Origin of the sequence: Alteromonas aestuariivivens (genome assembly GCF_003367475.1) — a bacterium.
GTDB classification, from domain to species: domain Bacteria; phylum Pseudomonadota; class Gammaproteobacteria; order Enterobacterales; family Alteromonadaceae; genus Alteromonas; species Alteromonas aestuariivivens.
This window is the reverse complement of record NZ_QRHA01000014.1, coordinates 14,459-30,440: the sequence shown is the minus strand read 5'-3', so window position 1 is coordinate 30,440 and position 15,982 is coordinate 14,459. Positions and strand designations below refer to the sequence as shown.

Here is a 15,982-nt window from a genome sequence, read left to right as displayed (position 1 = left end):
AGAGAACCAGCCGGGAACACAAAGCCCGGAATTCCACTGTAGGGCTGTCAAACTGGATCTGAAGGTTCGAAAAGCGTAAGGCGTGCTGCTAATCTGATCCTAAGCATAAGCAACGGCAGGGAAATCGCAAATTTATGAAGCAAGTTCGCAAACCATATTCTAAGCATTCCATTCCACAACAGGCGTTTGACTGGTATGACGATTATGCGCACGGACGCATGGACCGCAGAACCTTTTTAAGTCGCCTGGCGACATTGTCTGTAATGGGGTTTTCTGTTCCTTCGTTACTGGGCGGGCTCACGCCCGACTACGCGCAGGCAGAGCAGGTTTCTTTTAATGATCCGGCGATCAAAGCCAGCTTCCAAATATTCCCTTCACCTTCAGGGCATGGCGAGGGGAGGGGCTACTGGGTTGCTCCAACCGGCACCACCGAGACTCGCCCCGGTGTATTGGTGGTGCACGAAAACCGTGGACTTAACCCGTATATCAAGGATGTTGCCCGGCGTCTGGCAAAAGCGGGGTTTGTGGCTTTTGCTCCCGACGCCCTGTATCCCGTAGGCGGATACCCTGGCAATGATGATGCCGGACGTGACCTGCAGCGCAACCTGTCGCGACATAAAATCGAAGCGGATTTTTTGGCAGCTGCATCGTTTCTGAAAGGCCATTCAGCCACAACCAGTAAGACTGGTGCGGTGGGCTTCTGTTTTGGTGGTTATATGGTGAACTATCTGGTTGCGGCGGGAAAAAACCTACTGGATGCCGGAGTTGTTTTTTACGGGACACCGGCTGCTGAAGAATTACAGAACAACATCAATACCCCTTTACTGATTCATCTTGCCGGCCTGGATGAACGCGTTAATTCCAGCTGGCCGTCCTATGAGAGCAAACTTCGTCAGTTAAAGGCGGATTTTGAAATGCATGAATATGAGGGCGCAAACCATGGCTTTCACAATGACTCAACTGCACGCTATTCCCCTGGGGATGCAGAACTGGCCTGGCAAAGAACCCTGGCATTTTTTGACAGGCATCTGCGGTGAATGGGTAAGCGATGGGCTGAACGACGAATTACTCACTCGGCCTCTGTAATTCGCAGATTGAACTATTATTTAGGTAACGGGTTACGCCACAGCGGTTGAACCCCGTTTGTAGTGGGTGTCTGTGCCACTAACCGTGAGGTAAATTATGAACCATGAACATCAGCCTGATCCCCACGAACGGGATCTCACAATGAGCGATGAAGACGCACAAGCCAGCGGGCCGGAAGACGAGTCGGTGTGTGGCGAGGAAGATCCGGGTTCTGCGCTGGAAGATTTGGTAACCCGCAAAGACAACGCAAAAAACAAAGTCTAGCGGGCTGAGCATCGCTAGTGTCACTGCAAAGGAATGAAAATGTCATCATCACCACCGACAGTCATAGCCCTCGCTATTACCCTCGTTGTGTTTCTGAGCTCCTGTTCAAGCCAGCAGGACAAGGCTTTACAACAGGCAGCCGATCGCCTGAAGCCCTGTGAAAAAGTTTCAGCATTGCTTGATTCCTATGCAACGGGGTTTGAGGCGCTTAAAGGCCGCAGCTTATCCGAACGCTTTGTTGGGGTGTTTGCGGCCCGTATTCATGCTGTGGGGCAAGACTGCCAGGTATGGCAATTGAGTGACAATACAACTTACATGTGTGGCCGCAGTGCGCCTAACCGGGAAGTGGCGATGGAGTGGTATCAAAATTCCCTCGATGCACTGGCACAATGCCTTAGCGGCTGGTCTGGAAGTGAACCGGAAGGCGGTGACAGTGATGGCCAAAAAATCCTGTGGAGCCATCCGGACACTACGGCAGTAATTGCCATGCAGGCAGTTCCGGTAACCCGAAATCTGCGCGGCGGGCGCTGGAGCCTTTATTATTATATTGGCAATCAACCTGAGTGGTATTAATTTCAGGCATTGGGCAGAGGGATAAATTCGGCCTCATCCCCGGGAACAACCGCAAAGCGGCGAGCCTGCCAGTCTGTTTTGGCTTTCTCAATCAGTGCCATATTGCTGGCCACAAAGTTCCACTGCATAAACCGTGGGCCCACTGATTCGCCGCCAATCATTGCTACCAGCGCCGGTTCAGCCGCATTAATGGTAACTCTGGTGTCTGGTGCCAGTATAGCCATGGTATGCGCACGCACCAGTGTCTCATCAATGCTAATTTCTCCCTCTACCACATACAACGCACGCTCAGGGCTCTGTGGCAAAGTCAGAGACTGGCCCGGGTTGAGTTTTGCCTCGATGTAAAGGGTATCGGAATGTATTTTTACCGGTGAACGCACACCGTATGCAGTTCCCATCAGAACCGTAACCGCCACACCGTCTGGGTGCACCTGTGGAATGGACTCTTTTCCGTAATGATGAAACTCGGGCTCACATTCTTCATCTTCCTGTGGCAATGCCAGCCATAACTGCAGCCCGTTTAGGGTATGTGGTCCCGCTTTGATTTCGTCTCGCTGCCGCTCGGAGTGCACAATGCCCTTGCCGGCAACCATCAGGTTAACGTCACCCGGTGTTATTTTCTGGTACGAACCGAGAGAATCCCGGTGCAACATTTCTCCGCTGAACAGGTAGGTTACCGTGGCAAGACCAATATGCGGATGCGGGCGCACATCAATCCCCTTACCTTTGGCAAAATGGGCGGGTCCCATGTGATCAAAAAACACCCAAGGACCAATACTCCGGCATTGTTGCACCGGCAACGCTCTTCGCACGATGAAACCACCTAAATCCTTGTCTGTGGGAGACAATATAAGGCGAATTACGTTTTGATGAATGGAGCAGGGACATTCCTCGACGACTCTTGGGGACAAATTACTCATGCTTAGCCTTTATGCAGGGCGGGCTAAGCCCTGAGCCCAGTATTCAGATGGTGTGCCCCAAGTATAGACCTTGGGTGGGAAACCATGATGAGTGCGCCCGACAACTACCATTTTAATTTACCAATCTTTCACTACACTGTTATTGGTGCGCCTGGGATATTAGCCATGTCTATATTTTCATTCAGCAAGCCTGTTGCAACTGCCTGTTTCAGTGCGGTTGTATTAATCGTTTCCGGCTTCGTAAGCAAGGAGACTATGGCTGCACAAGGCTCTCAAAATATCACCGGCCCAGACTCAGTTGATAGCCTGCTGGAAAAAGATAAGCGCAGGCTTCGTCGTTATCGTGATAATTGGGATCTTCACAAGAGTCAGATTTATGCCGACACAGGGCTGAAATTTGGATTCGATTACAATGCCCTGGGACTTTGGGCGTCCGGGAGCCTGGGTGAAACTGATGCATCGAGTGGCGCATTTCGGGCGTTTGGTCGCTGGGACTTGAGTGGCGAGCAGGTTGGAGAGCGAGGTTCAATGGTATTCAAATTTGAGCATCGTCACGCTTATACCGATGTGCCGCCATTTAATTTTGGTAGTGAAACTGGTTATGCCGGGCTATTAAATACAGTCTACAGTGATCAGGGCTTTCGCACGTCAACCCTCTACTGGCGGCAGGAATTTGATCGGAACCGGGGGCTGGCATTCTTCGGTTTCCTCGACGTAACCGACTACACTGACATCTTTGCCTTTGGCAGCCCCTGGCAGTCTTTTGGCAATATGGCTTTTGAAAGCGGCTCGGGAACCATAGGTGGGCTACCCGACGGAGCCTTTGGTTTTATGCTGGGTAAAATGCTTACGCCCAACATTTACGTGGTTGGCGGCATGGTTGATGCCAATGCCGATGCGACAGACATCAGCCAGGGGTTTCAAACGTTTTTCGAACAGTTTGAAACCTTTAAATCCTTTGATATTGGCTATACCAGCGGGCGGGATGAGCTGTTTCTGAATAACTGGCATGTCTCGTTCTGGCAAATTGATAAGCGGGAACAGGCAGGCCGACCGAGTGGATGGGGGGTGTCTTTTTCGGCCTCGTCACAGGTGAAAGAGGTTTGGCAACCATTTTTTCGCGGTGGTTGGTCAGATGGCGGCGGCGCCAGTTATGACGCTTCGGTAAGTATTGGGTTCGGGTACGTTCCTGCCAGTAAAAATTATTTGCTTGGCGTCGGGCTGAACTGGGCAAGCCCAAGCGAGGAGGAATACGGCGATGACGTACGTAACCAATGGACTTCGGAACTGTTTTACCGGTTTGCCTTTAGTCCAAACACGGAACTGACACTCAGCATGCAGATTTTACTGAATCCGGCTCTGGACAACGGCAGAGACAGCATAGTGTTACCCGGCTTGCGTTTTCGCGGCGCGTTCTGAGTTTTTGTTCAATTGTACCGGCCTGTTAAGAGGGTGAAAATGCATTTTTCAATGGTTACGCACGCGACTATTTTGATATTTTTCACATAAAAAACAGTCACTTTGTTATACTGGCCGAATTCAGTTTCCGCTACAGCGGGGCCTCCGGTGAAGGCCTCGCCGTACACGATTCGTTTTTTGAGCAGGGTTAAATCGACATGCACCAGATCATTGTTCTAAATTGCGGCAGTTCTTCAATTAAATTTGCCATTATGGATGCTGACAGCGGTGAGGCATCGCTCACTGGGGTTGCAGAAAATCTGGGCAATTCAGACGCCAGAATTAAATACAAAACCGGCCAGCAGTCTGAGGTTATGCCTCTGCCGGAATACGCTGAGCATAAGCTGGCACTGGCCAGCATTCAGGCCCTGATTAGCGAGCAGAATAGTGCTCCACTGGCAGTAGGTCATCGGGTTGTGCACGGCGGGGAAACTTTTACTCAGTCGGTATTGATTGATGATGAAGTGAAACATGCGCTAAAAGCCACATTTCATATGGCTCCGCTACACAATCCAGCAGCTCTGCAGGGCATAGAATCTGCCCAGGAAGCGTTTCCGGATTTACCCCATGTTGCGGTGTTCGACACGGCATTCTTTCAGACCATGCCCAAACACGCTTATTTGTATGCTTTACCCAAAGCCCTCTATGAAGAGCACGGCATCCGACGATATGGGTTTCACGGTTCAAGCCATTACTTTGTCAGCCATGAAGCAGCCCGTTATCTGGGCAAACCAATAGAACAGTGCAATTTGATCACTGCTCACCTTGGTAATGGATGCAGCATCGCTGCAATTCGACAGGGGCAGGCGGTTGATACCAGCCTGGGGTTTACTCCGCTGGAAGGCTTGGTAATGGGCACCCGTTGTGGCGATATTTGCCCAAGCCTTCCTGGCGTGCTGTCAGAACTGCTTGGGTACAACACTAAAAGGATCAGCGAAATGCTCAATCGGGAATCCGGTCTTTTGGGGATTTCCGGACTCAGTAACGATTGTCGTACCCTTGAGGAGGCGGCAGAAAGCGGCAATGAGGATGCAGCTCTGGCATTACACATATTCTGTTACCGGCTGGCAAAATACATTGGCAGTTACATGGTTGTTACCGGTCCGCTGGATGCCATCGTATTCACCGGCGGGATAGGAGAGAATTCATCCTGGATCCGTGAAACAGTGATAGGCATGCTCGAACATCTGGGTCATAAGGTTGATCCGGAAAAGAATCTGGCGGCGCGGTTTGGCAAGGCGGGTAACATTGCCGCCACGGCATTGCCGATTTGGGTGATCCCGACCAACGAAGAGTGGGTTATTGCCAGGGACGCACTCAACATCAGCAAGCAGTCAAATTAAGGGGAGTTTATGTCCAGTCGCATAATGCTTATTCCGGTCGGTGCAGGCGTAGGGCTGACCAGTGTTAGTCTCGGTATGGTCAGGGCTATGGAACAACAAGCCGTAAAGGTCGATTTCTTCAAGCCAGTAGCGCAGTTGTGGGCCGGTGACTCAGGGCCTGAAAAATCCAGTGCAATCATTCACCAGTATTCCGGTATTGAACCTGCTGCGCCCATTGACGCAAGTAGCGCCGAGCGGATGCTGAGCAATGATCAGACCGACGAATTGCTCGAAGAGATCATTCACCGCTTCGAGAAACAGCGTGATAACGACACCGTTGCCGTAATTGAAGGATTGGTGCCAACGCCCAGCACTGGTTACGCCGTGCGTCTCAACAAAGCCATTGCCAGTGCTCTTAACGCAAAAATAGTGCTGGTGTGTGCACCGGGAAATCAGTCTGAAACCGAGTTAAACCATAAACTGGAAATTGCCGTCGATACCTATGGCGGGCACAAAAGTGGCAAAGTGCTGGGCTGTATTTTCAATAAAGTGAATGCGCCGCTTGACGAATTTGGGCGCATGGCCACTGATCTGGAGCGCGTAATTGAAGAGGAAGCCGTCGCCAAAACGCAGCAGCGGTTGAAGGATATGCCGGTATTCAAGAAATCTCTGGCATTCCTGGGCTGTGTCAGTTGGGATTTGGACCTTATTGCGCCAAGGGTCATCGATTTGGCCCAGCATCTGAATGCCACCTTTATTCATGAAGGAGATTATGAACACCGGCGGCTGCGCAGTGTGCAGTTTTGTGCGCGGGAAATTCACAATATGACCGGTACCCTCAAGCCAGGCGCCTTACTGGTGGTTTCCGGTGATCGCAGCGACGTGATTGTTACCGCGTGTCTGGCGGCGTTAAACGGAACCAAGATAGGGGCAATTCTTCTTACCGGAGGGTTTGAACCGGATTCCCGGATTTGGTCTCTGTGTCAGCAGGCACTCGATACAGGCCTGCCGGTAATGCTGATCAGTGGTAGCACCTGGGAAACGGCGCAAAAGCTCACTGCATACAATCATGAAGTGCCCATCGATGACGCCCAGCGTGTTGATCGGGTTATGTCTCATACTGCCAGTTGCATCGATAAGGACTGGATAGCGAGTCTGACCAAAGGCGCAAGCCGGGAAATCAAACTTTCCCCCGCAGCGTTCCGTTACCATTTAACAGAGAAGGCCCGTGCAGCCAACAAGCGTATTGTTTTACCTGAAGGGAACGAGCCCCGCACAGTAAAGGCAGCCGCCATATGTGCCCAACGCAACATTGCGCAACCGGTATTACTGGGTAACAGGGAAGAAATCCTGCGGGTTGCAGAACAACAGGGTGTGGAGCTGCCGGATACCATCCAGATACTGCAGCCTGAGGACATCCGCAAAGACTACGTGTTACCACTGGCGAAATTAAGGGAGCACAAGGGGGTAACCGAAGTTATCGCCGAGGAACTGTTGCATGACGACACCACACTCGCAACCATGATGTTGCAGCAAGGCCATGTGGATGGCCTGGTCAGTGGTGCAGTGAATACCACAGCGAATACCATTCGGCCTGCGCTGCAACTGATTAAAACCGCTCCGAACGCGTCGCTGGTGTCCTCCGTGTTCTTTATGCTGTTGCCTGAACAGGTACTGGTTTATGGCGATTGTGCAATCAATCCTGATCCGACTGCAGAAGAACTGGCGGACATTGCAATCCAGTCTGCCGATTCAGCTGCCACATTTGGCATCACGCCTAAAGTGGCAATGATTAGTTACAGCACTGGAGATTCAGGCTCAGGCTCCGACGTAGAGAAGGTAAAAAAGGCCACCCAGCTCGCCCAGCAGCGTCGCCCGGACTTACTTATCGATGGACCCCTGCAGTATGACGCCGCTGTGATTGAAAGCGTGGGTAAGAAAAAAGCGCCCAACAGTCCGGTTGCAGGCCAGGCCACTGTATTTATCTTTCCGGATTTGAATACCGGTAACACAACCTACAAAGCGGTTCAGCGGAGTTTTGATCTGGTGTGCATTGGGCCGATGCTACAGGGCATGAATAAACCGGTAAATGATTTAAGCCGGGGTGCTTTGGTGGATGATATCGTCTTTACGATTGCCATTACAGCAATTCAGGCGTCGGACAACTGACCAGATTCAGGGCTTGAGCAATATACAATTTTCTGAACGTTGCGAACCTGTGGAATTTTACCATACTCAGGGTACCCGCTCGTTCATATACGGAGAGTCCATTGATCCCATTGGATGGTGACTTCATTTTAGCCGTAGCCCCGAGGTTTTCAGGCCAGAAGGCCGATGATCAATTTCGGATTGTCAGCGCTGTTGCGGGGGAATTCCAGCAAATTCTCCATCAGTACAATATTGATTCAGCATTGCGCATCGCCCATTTCATGGGGCAGGTTACCCACGAGTGTGCCGGATTTCGCACAACCGAAGAATTTGCCTCAGGGGCAGCGTATGAGAACCGGGCTGATTTGGGAAATACCCAAAAGGGAGACGGTAAAAAATACAAAGGTCGCGGATTGATCCAGTTGACCGGTCGATTTAACTATCGAAAATTTGGTGATCTTCTTGGACTTCCATTAGAAGACAAACCCGAAATTGCTGCCGAGCCGCTCATTTCTCTCAAAATCGCCTGTGAATTCTGGCAACATCGCAAAATTAATGCACAGGCCGACAGAGATGATTTGATTGCAGTCACCAAACTGGTGAATGGCGGGACCAATGGCCTTGCAGACAGACGTAAATATCTCCAGCGTGCCAAAACGGAGCTTGCCAGGATTGAAGGGATTCAGGTAGCTGCTGCCCAGCGGGCAACTTTGCCGGTGCTGAGAAGAGGCTCCTTTGGTGATGCAGTGACCCGGCTACAAACCTTGCTGGTAGCCAAGGGGTTTAACCTCGCCATTGACAGTGACTTCGGTGCAGCGACGGAACTGGCGGTAAGACTTTTCCAAAAACAGCACAACCTCAAGGCGGACGGTATTGTAGGAATGAAAACCTGGTCTGAGCTGGATAGGTAACTCCAGATCCCCGATCTTCCCAGTGTAAGCCTCCCGCAACTCATTCTGTCAAACTCACCAATACTGGTTGATTTCTAACCACTTGGCTTGAAAACCGATCAGATTCGATTATGCTCAAATAACGACCATTCTTAAATGGTCAAATCAACGAATCTCCCATCAGGAAGGGACGACGAACTATTTACATGGTGAAATCCGGGCGGCGAACCTGCTGTTGCATTCGTCGGCTTGAGCGTGTCAGCTTAAATGGTCGTTCAGTGTGGGTTAGTGAATGGGGGTTCTTCAGCGGATGAGTGCAGCGAAAACGTCCGTTACATAAAAAATAAAAAAGCCATTCCCCAATTTACGATACCTGCCTGTTGTCGGCGATGACTACTACGCTGGCCCAAGGGAGGCGTTGATAATTATAACAACCGTGCAAGCGGCACAACCACAAAAAAACCAACGATTGGAACGCACAATGACGGCGCGATCTTGCACCGATAACAGTATTGATACAGTCAGTCTTGTTGAACGGATCAAACAGGGCCAAAAATCGGCAGAACAGGAATTGGTGGAGCGATATTGTCGCACTCTCCGCTTTGTTATTTATAAACGCTGCAATAGTGCTGATCTGGCAGACGATCTCACTCAGGATGCTTTGCTGTTAACCATCCAGAAAGCCAGACAGGGTGAGATTCGCAAACCGGAAGCCTTGGCTTCATTTATTCGCCAGGTAGGTGTGAATATCGTCATTGAGTATCAGCGTAAACAAATCCGCCAGGCCACTCACTGTTCTGATAGCACGGATTTATTCAGCAACAATCCTGAATCGGGTCAGTTAAACCTGCTTCATCGCCAGGAAGCTCTGACGGCGGTAACCCGCTTAATGAATGAACTCGGGGTGGAAAGGGACAAGGTTTTACTGTGGGATTTTTTTGTCTACGAAAAGCCCAAATCGCAAATTTGTCTGGAGCAGGAACTGGCACCGGAACATTTCGACCGGATCCTGTACCGCGCCAGGGTAAGGCTAAAAAAATTGCTGGATGAGCGCGGAAAGTCTCTCACAGATACACTCAACTGTAATTTGGTCGTTGCACTCTGGGTGTCCACACATTTTCTGTTATCAGCCCCCGTTATAGAGAGCCAAATAGTCAAGTCAGAAGTGCGAGAAACTTCCTGTTTGCACCACTATGGGTTTGAAAGCGTCGAAATCGACAGTAAACGAGGTATGTCAGAATGCTTTACAGAGGAAGAAAATTGATGACCCCCAATGACAATGACCGCTCAGATTATGAATCTAAGCTGCAGCGTTATCGGTTGGGCCTGCTAAGCGAAAGTGAAACTGAAGAAATTGAAGTATATCTGATGGAACACCCGGAAGTGGTTGAAGCTTTGGAGCTGGATACGATTCTGGCTCACAATCTTCCTCTGACAACGGTCAGGGAGCACAGCACGCAGCGGTTTGACTGGCGCAGGTTCTGGTATGTGCCGGCTGGAGCATTTGCCCTTTCAGCGGTGCTTTGCCTGTTTGTTATGCCGGATAAATGGACTTCAACACCTTCATCGCGTTCTTATTCGGTCCCCCAGGTTGTGTATCTGGATACTTTTCGCTCTGCTATGCAGCCGAACCAGACTCTAAACAAAACAGCACCCGGCGAACATCTGGTGCTGTTTATTCAGCCTCAACCAGATTCAGTGGGCCCATACAGCGCCGAACTGATAAAAAGTGATAACACGTCAGGCCAGATGTTGGGCAATGACCTGAACAAAACCAACACCGGTGAAATTGTTTTGTTACTGGATAGCCATTTGCTTGAATCCGGTGAATACAGTCTGAAGTTAACCGAGCACGATACCGGTACTACGAACGTTTATTCATTAACAGTGGAGTAAGCCGATGCTTCAAGGAACGAATGTCAATGAGCAGTCTTCGAATAGCCCTCAACCACAGGTTTGCGAACATTCTGCGGGGACGCTGGTGGACCTGGGCGATCGAATGCATTCTGTTAAAAGCGAACAGGCCAGTCAGCTTCCAGCCGGGATGACCTTTTTTGGCCAGTTTATCGACCACGATTTTACCCGCAACAGTGCCTCTGACAAGTTGGCGAACCCGGTTCCTGGCAGCCACACGGGAACCAATATGGTTACACCTGCTCTTGATCTGTCAAGTGTATACAACGCAGGCGGGCTAAACGACCAGTTGGGCATAGATTTGCAGACAGGCAAATTCTTGCTAACCCAGGTAGAAGGGGAATCGTCCTGGCAGGACAACAGTTTTGATCTTCCTCGGGTTGCCGAAGGAATGGAAGCCGGCAAAGCCCTGATTCCCGATTTTCGTAACGACAGCAGTCTGTTAATCGCCCAGTTGCATGTGCAGTTTCTGCGCTTGCATAACATGGTTGTCGACCATCACCTGAGTCAGCATCCGGCCATGCATAACAACCCCAATCGCTTATTTGAACTGGCGAAAACGCAGGTTACGGCCTGTTATCGAAGGATGGTCAGAACCGATTTTTTGTGGCGAGTTCTGCACAAACCTATTTACCAAGCCTTTTTTGAACAGCCACAACCCTATGCCTTTTTGGGCATGGATGGCCCAGTCTTTTACGCCGGGGAAACCCTGCCAAACGAACTGACCGCAGCGGCATTCCGATTCGGGCATTCCGTTGTAAAGCAGGCGTATCAGATTAACGATGAGGCAAGGTTAAGCCTGATGGAATTGTTCCAGTGGACGGGTGGCCACAATCTGAAATCACAGCATTTGCCAGCAAATTTGGTAGTGGACTGGCACTCCATGCTGGATTTGACCCAACTCGGGCGGGTGCAGATGGCGCTTGCAGCATCACCCGCCATGAGCATCGAATTACCTATGGGCGACTGGCCAGCGAATAGGCTGGCAATCCGAAATCTGGTGCGGGGTCAATCCATGTCTCTGCCAAGTGGCCAAAGTGTTACCCGGGCCCTGTGCCACAAAAGTTCACGTTTGCAAAGTATCATCGGCGAATACGGGCCAGTCGAAACCAACCCCTGGGTTCAGATCAAAAGCAGTTCTGACAATACGCCTGAGTTGTTATTGAATGGCCTATTGGCTTCTTCCGATATCGCCACCAACTCGCCGCTTTGGTATTACCTTTTGTGTGAAGCACACTCAGCAAGCCGAAATTACAGCAAATTGCTGGGGCCGGTAGCCAGCTATATCGTAGCTGAATGTTTTTACCATTTGCTCAACACCAGCACCGATGAAGAAATTACAAACGGGCCAATTCACGATGACCCCTTATCCGACATTTCGACTCTGTCTGAAATGATAAAACTCACCCAGTCTAACCCAAGGAAGGCTTCATAATGAAACCTAATATCACCGGCTTGTGGATAGAGCAAGCAACCAACACTGATCTCCCCGATGATTACTGGTTACCGCCCCAGGCTGGCGACAAGTTTCGCGTCGAACAGGTATCTTCCGATGAGAGTAAATCCATTTACAGGGTCCATCATTACCGGGAGAAAATTCCCGGGCAGGTAGAGACCATCGAAATTGCCTTTTTTATCGATACGGGGCAGGGGAATCCCTACAACTTCGTCCAGGTTAATAACGGTTCCAAGGTTTTCCTGCGCGATATGGAGTTTATTCAGGAGAAGCCAGACGTGCTGCGCACCTACCTGGATGCCATGCCAATGGGTACTGTAGTTACCGCTACCAATGTTTCGCCAGAGCCATTGTCGACGGCAGAAGCATCAGCTACTACCCGAATGCGGGTTTGGGACTGTCGAAGAGCCTGAAGGGGCTTTTTGTGAGAACGGAACCGATACTGGCGGTATTGTTCTTCCTACTTATTCAAACAACAAGCTACGCCCAATGTTTGGAGACGTCAGAAGAACGGACTTTACTCTATCAACTGACGCCGGACGACACAGTGCGCTACCTTCGGATTAGCGACAACCACCGTCAGATCCGGGTCACTGGAGTGGATGGTAATCCGGTGCCCTCATCCCTGCCGTTTGGTTTTGTCGGTAGTTACCTGGTTTTCCTGACCCCGAAAAGCCCTGTGTTGTGTTTGTACGGCTACCGCAAAGAAATCGGAGTACCACAGGTTAAAGAGTTCCGTGATGAAGAAACCGCGACAACGCTCATGGAGCTCGCCCGGCGCTGGCAGCAGGGAGAGGATAAAGTATATCTTGCCCAAAGTTACCTTAATTTGTCAGAACAACGCCTGCATGCGGATGAAATGCTTTGGCAACTAGCCTTGCAGAGCAGTTTTCAGGCGGCATCCTACAGCCAGCTTTTTACTCTTGTTGAGTCGGTTGATGCGCAAAAGCACAATGCCGCAGTAAAGCATTTCGGTAACCTGCTCGCTGCCCGAGCTGCACTGTATGACAGAGCATTCAGTAAAGCGGAATACTACTTATCCCGGTCTGAAGCTCTAGAATCTTCAGGTGTATTGGAAATAGGTGTTTTTGAGCGTCTGGTAGTTGCTGCCAGCTCACAGTTATCCGCAGGAAATCTGAAACAAGGCCTGCAACGGCTTGGCCAGGCTGAAGCATTGCTTAAGTCTGAGCTTGATGTTTCAGACACCCCACCGCAATTGTTGGCTGAGTACTATGATAACCTCGGGCACGCCCAGCTGGTTTCTTTTTACCGCTCAGGTTCAGAAGCGGAGCTCGCGCAAGGCATAAAGTATGAGCAGCGAGCCCTCGCACTGGCACTTGAGGCCGGGCACCCACGGCAAATTATTTCGATTCACAGCAACAACGCTTGGTTGCTGCGGGCTTCGCGAAAATACAACAGCGCAATCATCCATTTTTTGCAGGCACTGCAAATCCTGGAACAACAACCAGACCCCATATACCGTTTATACCTCTACAGAAACCTGGGTGAATTGTTCGTTGAACTTGGGGCGAACATACAGGCGAGAACCTTTATTCAGGCCTCACTGGCTCAGGCGGAAGAAAACAGCCTCTACTGGCAGGCTAAGCTGCATTGCCTGATGGCTCGTTCCCTAACCAGTTCGGGTAAATTCGAAGATGCAGTAAGGGAGGCAGATCTCTGTTATCAACAAGCTGAATTTGTAGCCGGGTTGGAACCGGGTAAACGGCGGGAACTGCGCGCACAGTCCCTGTCCATGCTTATAACACTAAACCGCGCCTCCTCAGCACAGGTTGATAAACTGGTTGGTTTACTCGATAAACTCGAGCAACCGGATGTGAAGATACGCGCTTATCTTGCACTGGCTTCGCATAGTGCCAAACAGGGTGATGCACAAAAAACGCAACATTTGATAGATGCGGCAGTAGCGGATTCCGATCACGGAGCTTCTCCCACACTGCGTTTAAACGCCCTGACAGAAGCCGCACGTCACAGTTCAAAATACAACCAGTCTGAATTTGTTGGCCCTGTTATTGAACTTATTGAGCAGGTTGCATCGGAGCTTAACCTGGCAGAGCTTGGGCCCGCGTGGCAGCAGCAGGTTATGAGCTTTTTTCAGGTCCATCTGGTGTATTTGCTAAAACGGGGTGATCACGCAAAGGCGTTTGACCTTGTTCAGCGTTCCCGGGTGATAAGCTTTCGGTTCAAGGCACAGATGCCACAAATTCATGCGTGGTCGGAGGATCTGATTGCACTGGAAAAAGCGCATTTCTTTAACGGAAAGGATTACAGTCTTGCGCTGGGCACCGCCCGGTTGACCGCAGCGCTGGCAAAACTGCAAAACCAGTCTCAATCAGGCGGAAACTCTGCCCCCAGTGTTAAAACGGTCAGCCTTGACGACCTGAAAAAACTGCTTCCAGACGGGCAGGGGGTGTTGTTGTATTATCAAACCCAACAAGACTACGGCGTGTTCTGGGTCCGACGAGGCTTCCATCAGGTGATCACTCTGGGAGCGGTATCCGAAATAGATACATCCAACAATGGCCTGTATGAAAGCCTTACTTCGCCCATGTCCAATGCCTGGTCTGGTATACAGACAGCCAGTAAACAGTTGATAAGTCCGATGTCGGGATTGTCTGATATCCAGACTTTACTGGTGTATCCTGAAGGGAGTATCTATCTGGTTCCGTTTTCAGCCTTGCTGCTTGAGAACGGGCAACCACTCATTCGCTCTGTGAAGCTGATCCAACCCATTACCGTAACACTGAAAACGATAGAGTACTTGCCCGAAAACCCGCCTTTGAGGGTTTCCCTGTTCGCAAGCCCGATATTTGACAATTCACTTACAACGCAGTTACCGAGTCTGCCCTGGTCAGGTGTGGAAGCCAGTGCGATCACCGAAGTTTTTGGTACACAGCAGGTAAATGCCTTTGTTGGTCGCAAGGCAAACAAGACCAATTTACTCAGTGATATGGTCAGAGCTTCACCAGTGTTACATATTTCCACACACAACCATTTTGACCCGAAACGCCCACTTCTGGGTGGTTTGTCGCTGGCCAAACCCACTTCATCGAGCCAGACTGTGGCCGATTTTGTGAGTTTTCAGGAGATATTCTCTTATCGATTTAACAATCAACTGGTGTTTCTGAATGGATGCTCAACAGCAATGGGCCAGTTGCACGCAGGAGACGGTCTTCACAGCGTGGCAAGAGGTTTTCTGAATTCCGGCGCCAACCGGGTTGTTGGAACTCTATGGCCCCTGGCAGACAGTGCGTCGGCAAAATTCAGCGCTGAATTCTATCGCCACCTTAAACGCCACAATGATGTTGCCCAGGCGCTTCAACAAACCCAGTGGTTCTTTGCCAGCAGCGGCCGCTACAAACATCCATTTTACTGGGCCGGTTACAGTCTTTTTTCCCAGCCAGACAGAAATCAGCCCTAACGGAGGTTGCAAAACTAATGGTGGTGCAACAGGCGCTCGACTACAACAACGTCCAGCCATTTACCAGCCAACTGGCCGTGCCGTTCATAAATGCCCACTTCCCGAAACCCCAGCTTTTTGCACAAAGCCCGGCTGGCGGCATTAAAGGTGAATATTCGTGCTATGACTTTGTGAAATCCGCAGATTTTTGCGCTTTCCAACAACTGTGAAACCAGCTGTGTACCAACTCCCTTGCCCTGTGCGTGAAGATCCAGGTAGACAGAAAATTCGGCAATACCACGGTAACAGGGCCGGGTTCGGTATTCACTAAGGCGGGCAAAGCCTGCGACAGCGTCATCCAGTTCTGCAATGAGTAGCGGAAACGCACCTTGTTCCTGCAGCCAGCTTTCTATCTGGGATGGAGTGCGAAGCTGCGTTTCAAAGGTGCCGGTACCGGATTCAATCCCACGGTTATAGATGTCACAAATCGCCGAAATATCAGTGGAGCGGGCAGGGCGTATGTTCATTCACAA

At 50.5% G+C, this 15,982-nt stretch carries 14 protein-coding genes; 12 read left to right on the top strand and 2 right to left on the bottom strand.

Features of this window, described 5'->3' with window-relative positions; translation table 11 throughout:
* Window positions 1–134 precede the first annotated feature (134 nt).
* The 3 genes from DXV75_RS15615 (at window position 135) to DXV75_RS15610 (ending at window position 1,923) form a co-directional block, all read left to right on the top strand.
* A complete protein-coding gene (locus tag DXV75_RS15615) occupies window positions 135–1,037 on the top strand; it encodes a dienelactone hydrolase family protein (RefSeq protein ID WP_115594362.1) in 903 nt (300 codons plus the stop codon).
* 145 nt (window positions 1,038–1,182) lie between these two features.
* Complete coding sequence (locus DXV75_RS17145) at window positions 1,183–1,350, top strand: hypothetical protein (protein WP_181898451.1); 168 nt, start codon at window positions 1,183–1,185, stop codon at window positions 1,348–1,350.
* A 39-nt stretch (window positions 1,351–1,389) separates the two neighbouring features.
* Window positions 1,390–1,923, top strand: a complete 534-nt coding sequence (locus DXV75_RS15610) for a hypothetical protein (protein WP_115594361.1) — start codon at window positions 1,390–1,392, stop codon at window positions 1,921–1,923.
* Between the two features lie 2 nt (window positions 1,924–1,925).
* Here DXV75_RS15610 and DXV75_RS15605 read toward each other — a convergent pair whose 3' ends face one another.
* Window positions 1,926–2,843 (bottom strand): pirin family protein, encoded by a 918-nt coding sequence (locus DXV75_RS15605; protein ID WP_115594360.1) that lies wholly within the window; start codon window positions 2,841–2,843, stop codon window positions 1,926–1,928.
* Window positions 2,844–3,008: 165 nt separating this feature from the next.
* On the opposite strand from DXV75_RS15605, the gene DXV75_RS15600 reads away from it, so the two are divergent.
* The 9 genes from DXV75_RS15600 to DXV75_RS15555 all read left to right on the top strand — a co-directional run bounded on the left by DXV75_RS15600 (window position 3,009) and on the right by DXV75_RS15555 (window position 15,470).
* A complete protein-coding gene (locus tag DXV75_RS15600) occupies window positions 3,009–4,262 on the top strand; it encodes a hypothetical protein (protein WP_181898450.1) in 1,254 nt (417 codons plus the stop codon).
* 197 nt (window positions 4,263–4,459) lie between these two features.
* Window positions 4,460–5,644, top strand: a complete 1,185-nt coding sequence (locus DXV75_RS15590) for an acetate kinase (RefSeq protein ID WP_115594357.1) — start codon at window positions 4,460–4,462, stop codon at window positions 5,642–5,644.
* A gap of 9 nt (window positions 5,645–5,653) precedes the next feature.
* Window positions 5,654–7,792: a phosphate acetyltransferase gene (gene pta, locus DXV75_RS15585; protein ID WP_115594356.1), complete on the top strand. Its 2,139-nt coding sequence runs from the start codon at window positions 5,654–5,656 to the stop codon at window positions 7,790–7,792.
* Between the two features lie 101 nt (window positions 7,793–7,893).
* Window positions 7,894–8,682, top strand: a complete 789-nt coding sequence (locus DXV75_RS15580; protein ID WP_115594355.1) for a peptidoglycan-binding protein — start codon at window positions 7,894–7,896, stop codon at window positions 8,680–8,682.
* 460 nt (window positions 8,683–9,142) lie between these two features.
* Window positions 9,143–9,925 carry an RNA polymerase sigma factor gene (locus DXV75_RS15575; protein WP_115594354.1) on the top strand — a complete coding sequence of 261 codons (783 nt, stop codon included), beginning with the start codon at window positions 9,143–9,145 and terminating at the stop codon, window positions 9,923–9,925.
* A complete protein-coding gene (locus DXV75_RS15570) occupies window positions 9,925–10,557 on the top strand; it encodes a hypothetical protein (protein WP_115594353.1) in 633 nt (210 codons plus the stop codon). The genes DXV75_RS15575 and DXV75_RS15570 overlap by 1 nt, the downstream gene beginning before the upstream one ends.
* A gap of 4 nt (window positions 10,558–10,561) precedes the next feature.
* A complete protein-coding gene (locus tag DXV75_RS15565; protein WP_115594352.1) occupies window positions 10,562–12,010 on the top strand; it encodes a peroxidase family protein in 1,449 nt (482 codons plus the stop codon).
* The gene (locus DXV75_RS15560; protein WP_115594351.1) at window positions 12,010–12,444 is read left to right on the top strand and encodes a hypothetical protein; all 435 of its coding nucleotides are present in this window, start codon (window positions 12,010–12,012) and stop codon (window positions 12,442–12,444) included. The genes DXV75_RS15565 and DXV75_RS15560 overlap by 1 nt, the downstream gene beginning before the upstream one ends.
* Window positions 12,445–12,455: 11 nt before the next feature.
* Window positions 12,456–15,470 carry a CHAT domain-containing protein gene (locus DXV75_RS15555; RefSeq protein WP_147291841.1) on the top strand — a complete coding sequence of 1,005 codons (3,015 nt, stop codon included), beginning with the start codon at window positions 12,456–12,458 and terminating at the stop codon, window positions 15,468–15,470.
* 14 nt (window positions 15,471–15,484) lie between these two features.
* Here the strand turns inward: DXV75_RS15555 and DXV75_RS15550 are convergent, their stop codons facing one another.
* On the bottom strand, window positions 15,485–15,976 hold the full coding sequence (locus DXV75_RS15550; RefSeq protein WP_115594349.1) for an arsinothricin resistance N-acetyltransferase ArsN1 family A: 492 nt from the start codon (window positions 15,974–15,976) through the stop codon (window positions 15,485–15,487).
* Window positions 15,977–15,982: the final 6 nt, after the last annotated feature.

Excerpts from the sequence above, each read along its gene's own strand:
- DXV75_RS15615 (WP_115594362.1), top strand. The coding sequence starts at position 135 with ATGAAGCAAGTTCGCAAACCATATTCTAAGCATTCCATTCCACAACAG.
- DXV75_RS17145 (WP_181898451.1), top strand. The coding sequence starts at position 1,183 with ATGAACCATGAACATCAGCCTGATCCCCACGAACGGGATCTCACAATG.
- DXV75_RS15610 (WP_115594361.1), top strand. The coding sequence starts at position 1,390 with ATGTCATCATCACCACCGACAGTCATAGCCCTCGCTATTACCCTCGTT.
- DXV75_RS15605 (WP_115594360.1), bottom strand. The coding sequence starts at position 2,843 with ATGAGTAATTTGTCCCCAAGAGTCGTCGAGGAATGTCCCTGCTCCATT.
- DXV75_RS15600 (WP_181898450.1), top strand. The coding sequence starts at position 3,009 with ATGTCTATATTTTCATTCAGCAAGCCTGTTGCAACTGCCTGTTTCAGT.
- DXV75_RS15590 (WP_115594357.1), top strand. The coding sequence starts at position 4,460 with ATGCACCAGATCATTGTTCTAAATTGCGGCAGTTCTTCAATTAAATTT.
- pta (WP_115594356.1), top strand. The coding sequence starts at position 5,654 with ATGTCCAGTCGCATAATGCTTATTCCGGTCGGTGCAGGCGTAGGGCTG.
- DXV75_RS15575 (WP_115594354.1), top strand. The coding sequence starts at position 9,143 with ATGACGGCGCGATCTTGCACCGATAACAGTATTGATACAGTCAGTCTT.
- DXV75_RS15570 (WP_115594353.1), top strand. The coding sequence starts at position 9,925 with ATGACCCCCAATGACAATGACCGCTCAGATTATGAATCTAAGCTGCAG.
- DXV75_RS15565 (WP_115594352.1), top strand. The coding sequence starts at position 10,562 with ATGCTTCAAGGAACGAATGTCAATGAGCAGTCTTCGAATAGCCCTCAA.
- DXV75_RS15560 (WP_115594351.1), top strand. The coding sequence starts at position 12,010 with ATGAAACCTAATATCACCGGCTTGTGGATAGAGCAAGCAACCAACACT.
- DXV75_RS15550 (WP_115594349.1), bottom strand. The coding sequence starts at position 15,976 with ATGAACATACGCCCTGCCCGCTCCACTGATATTTCGGCGATTTGTGAC.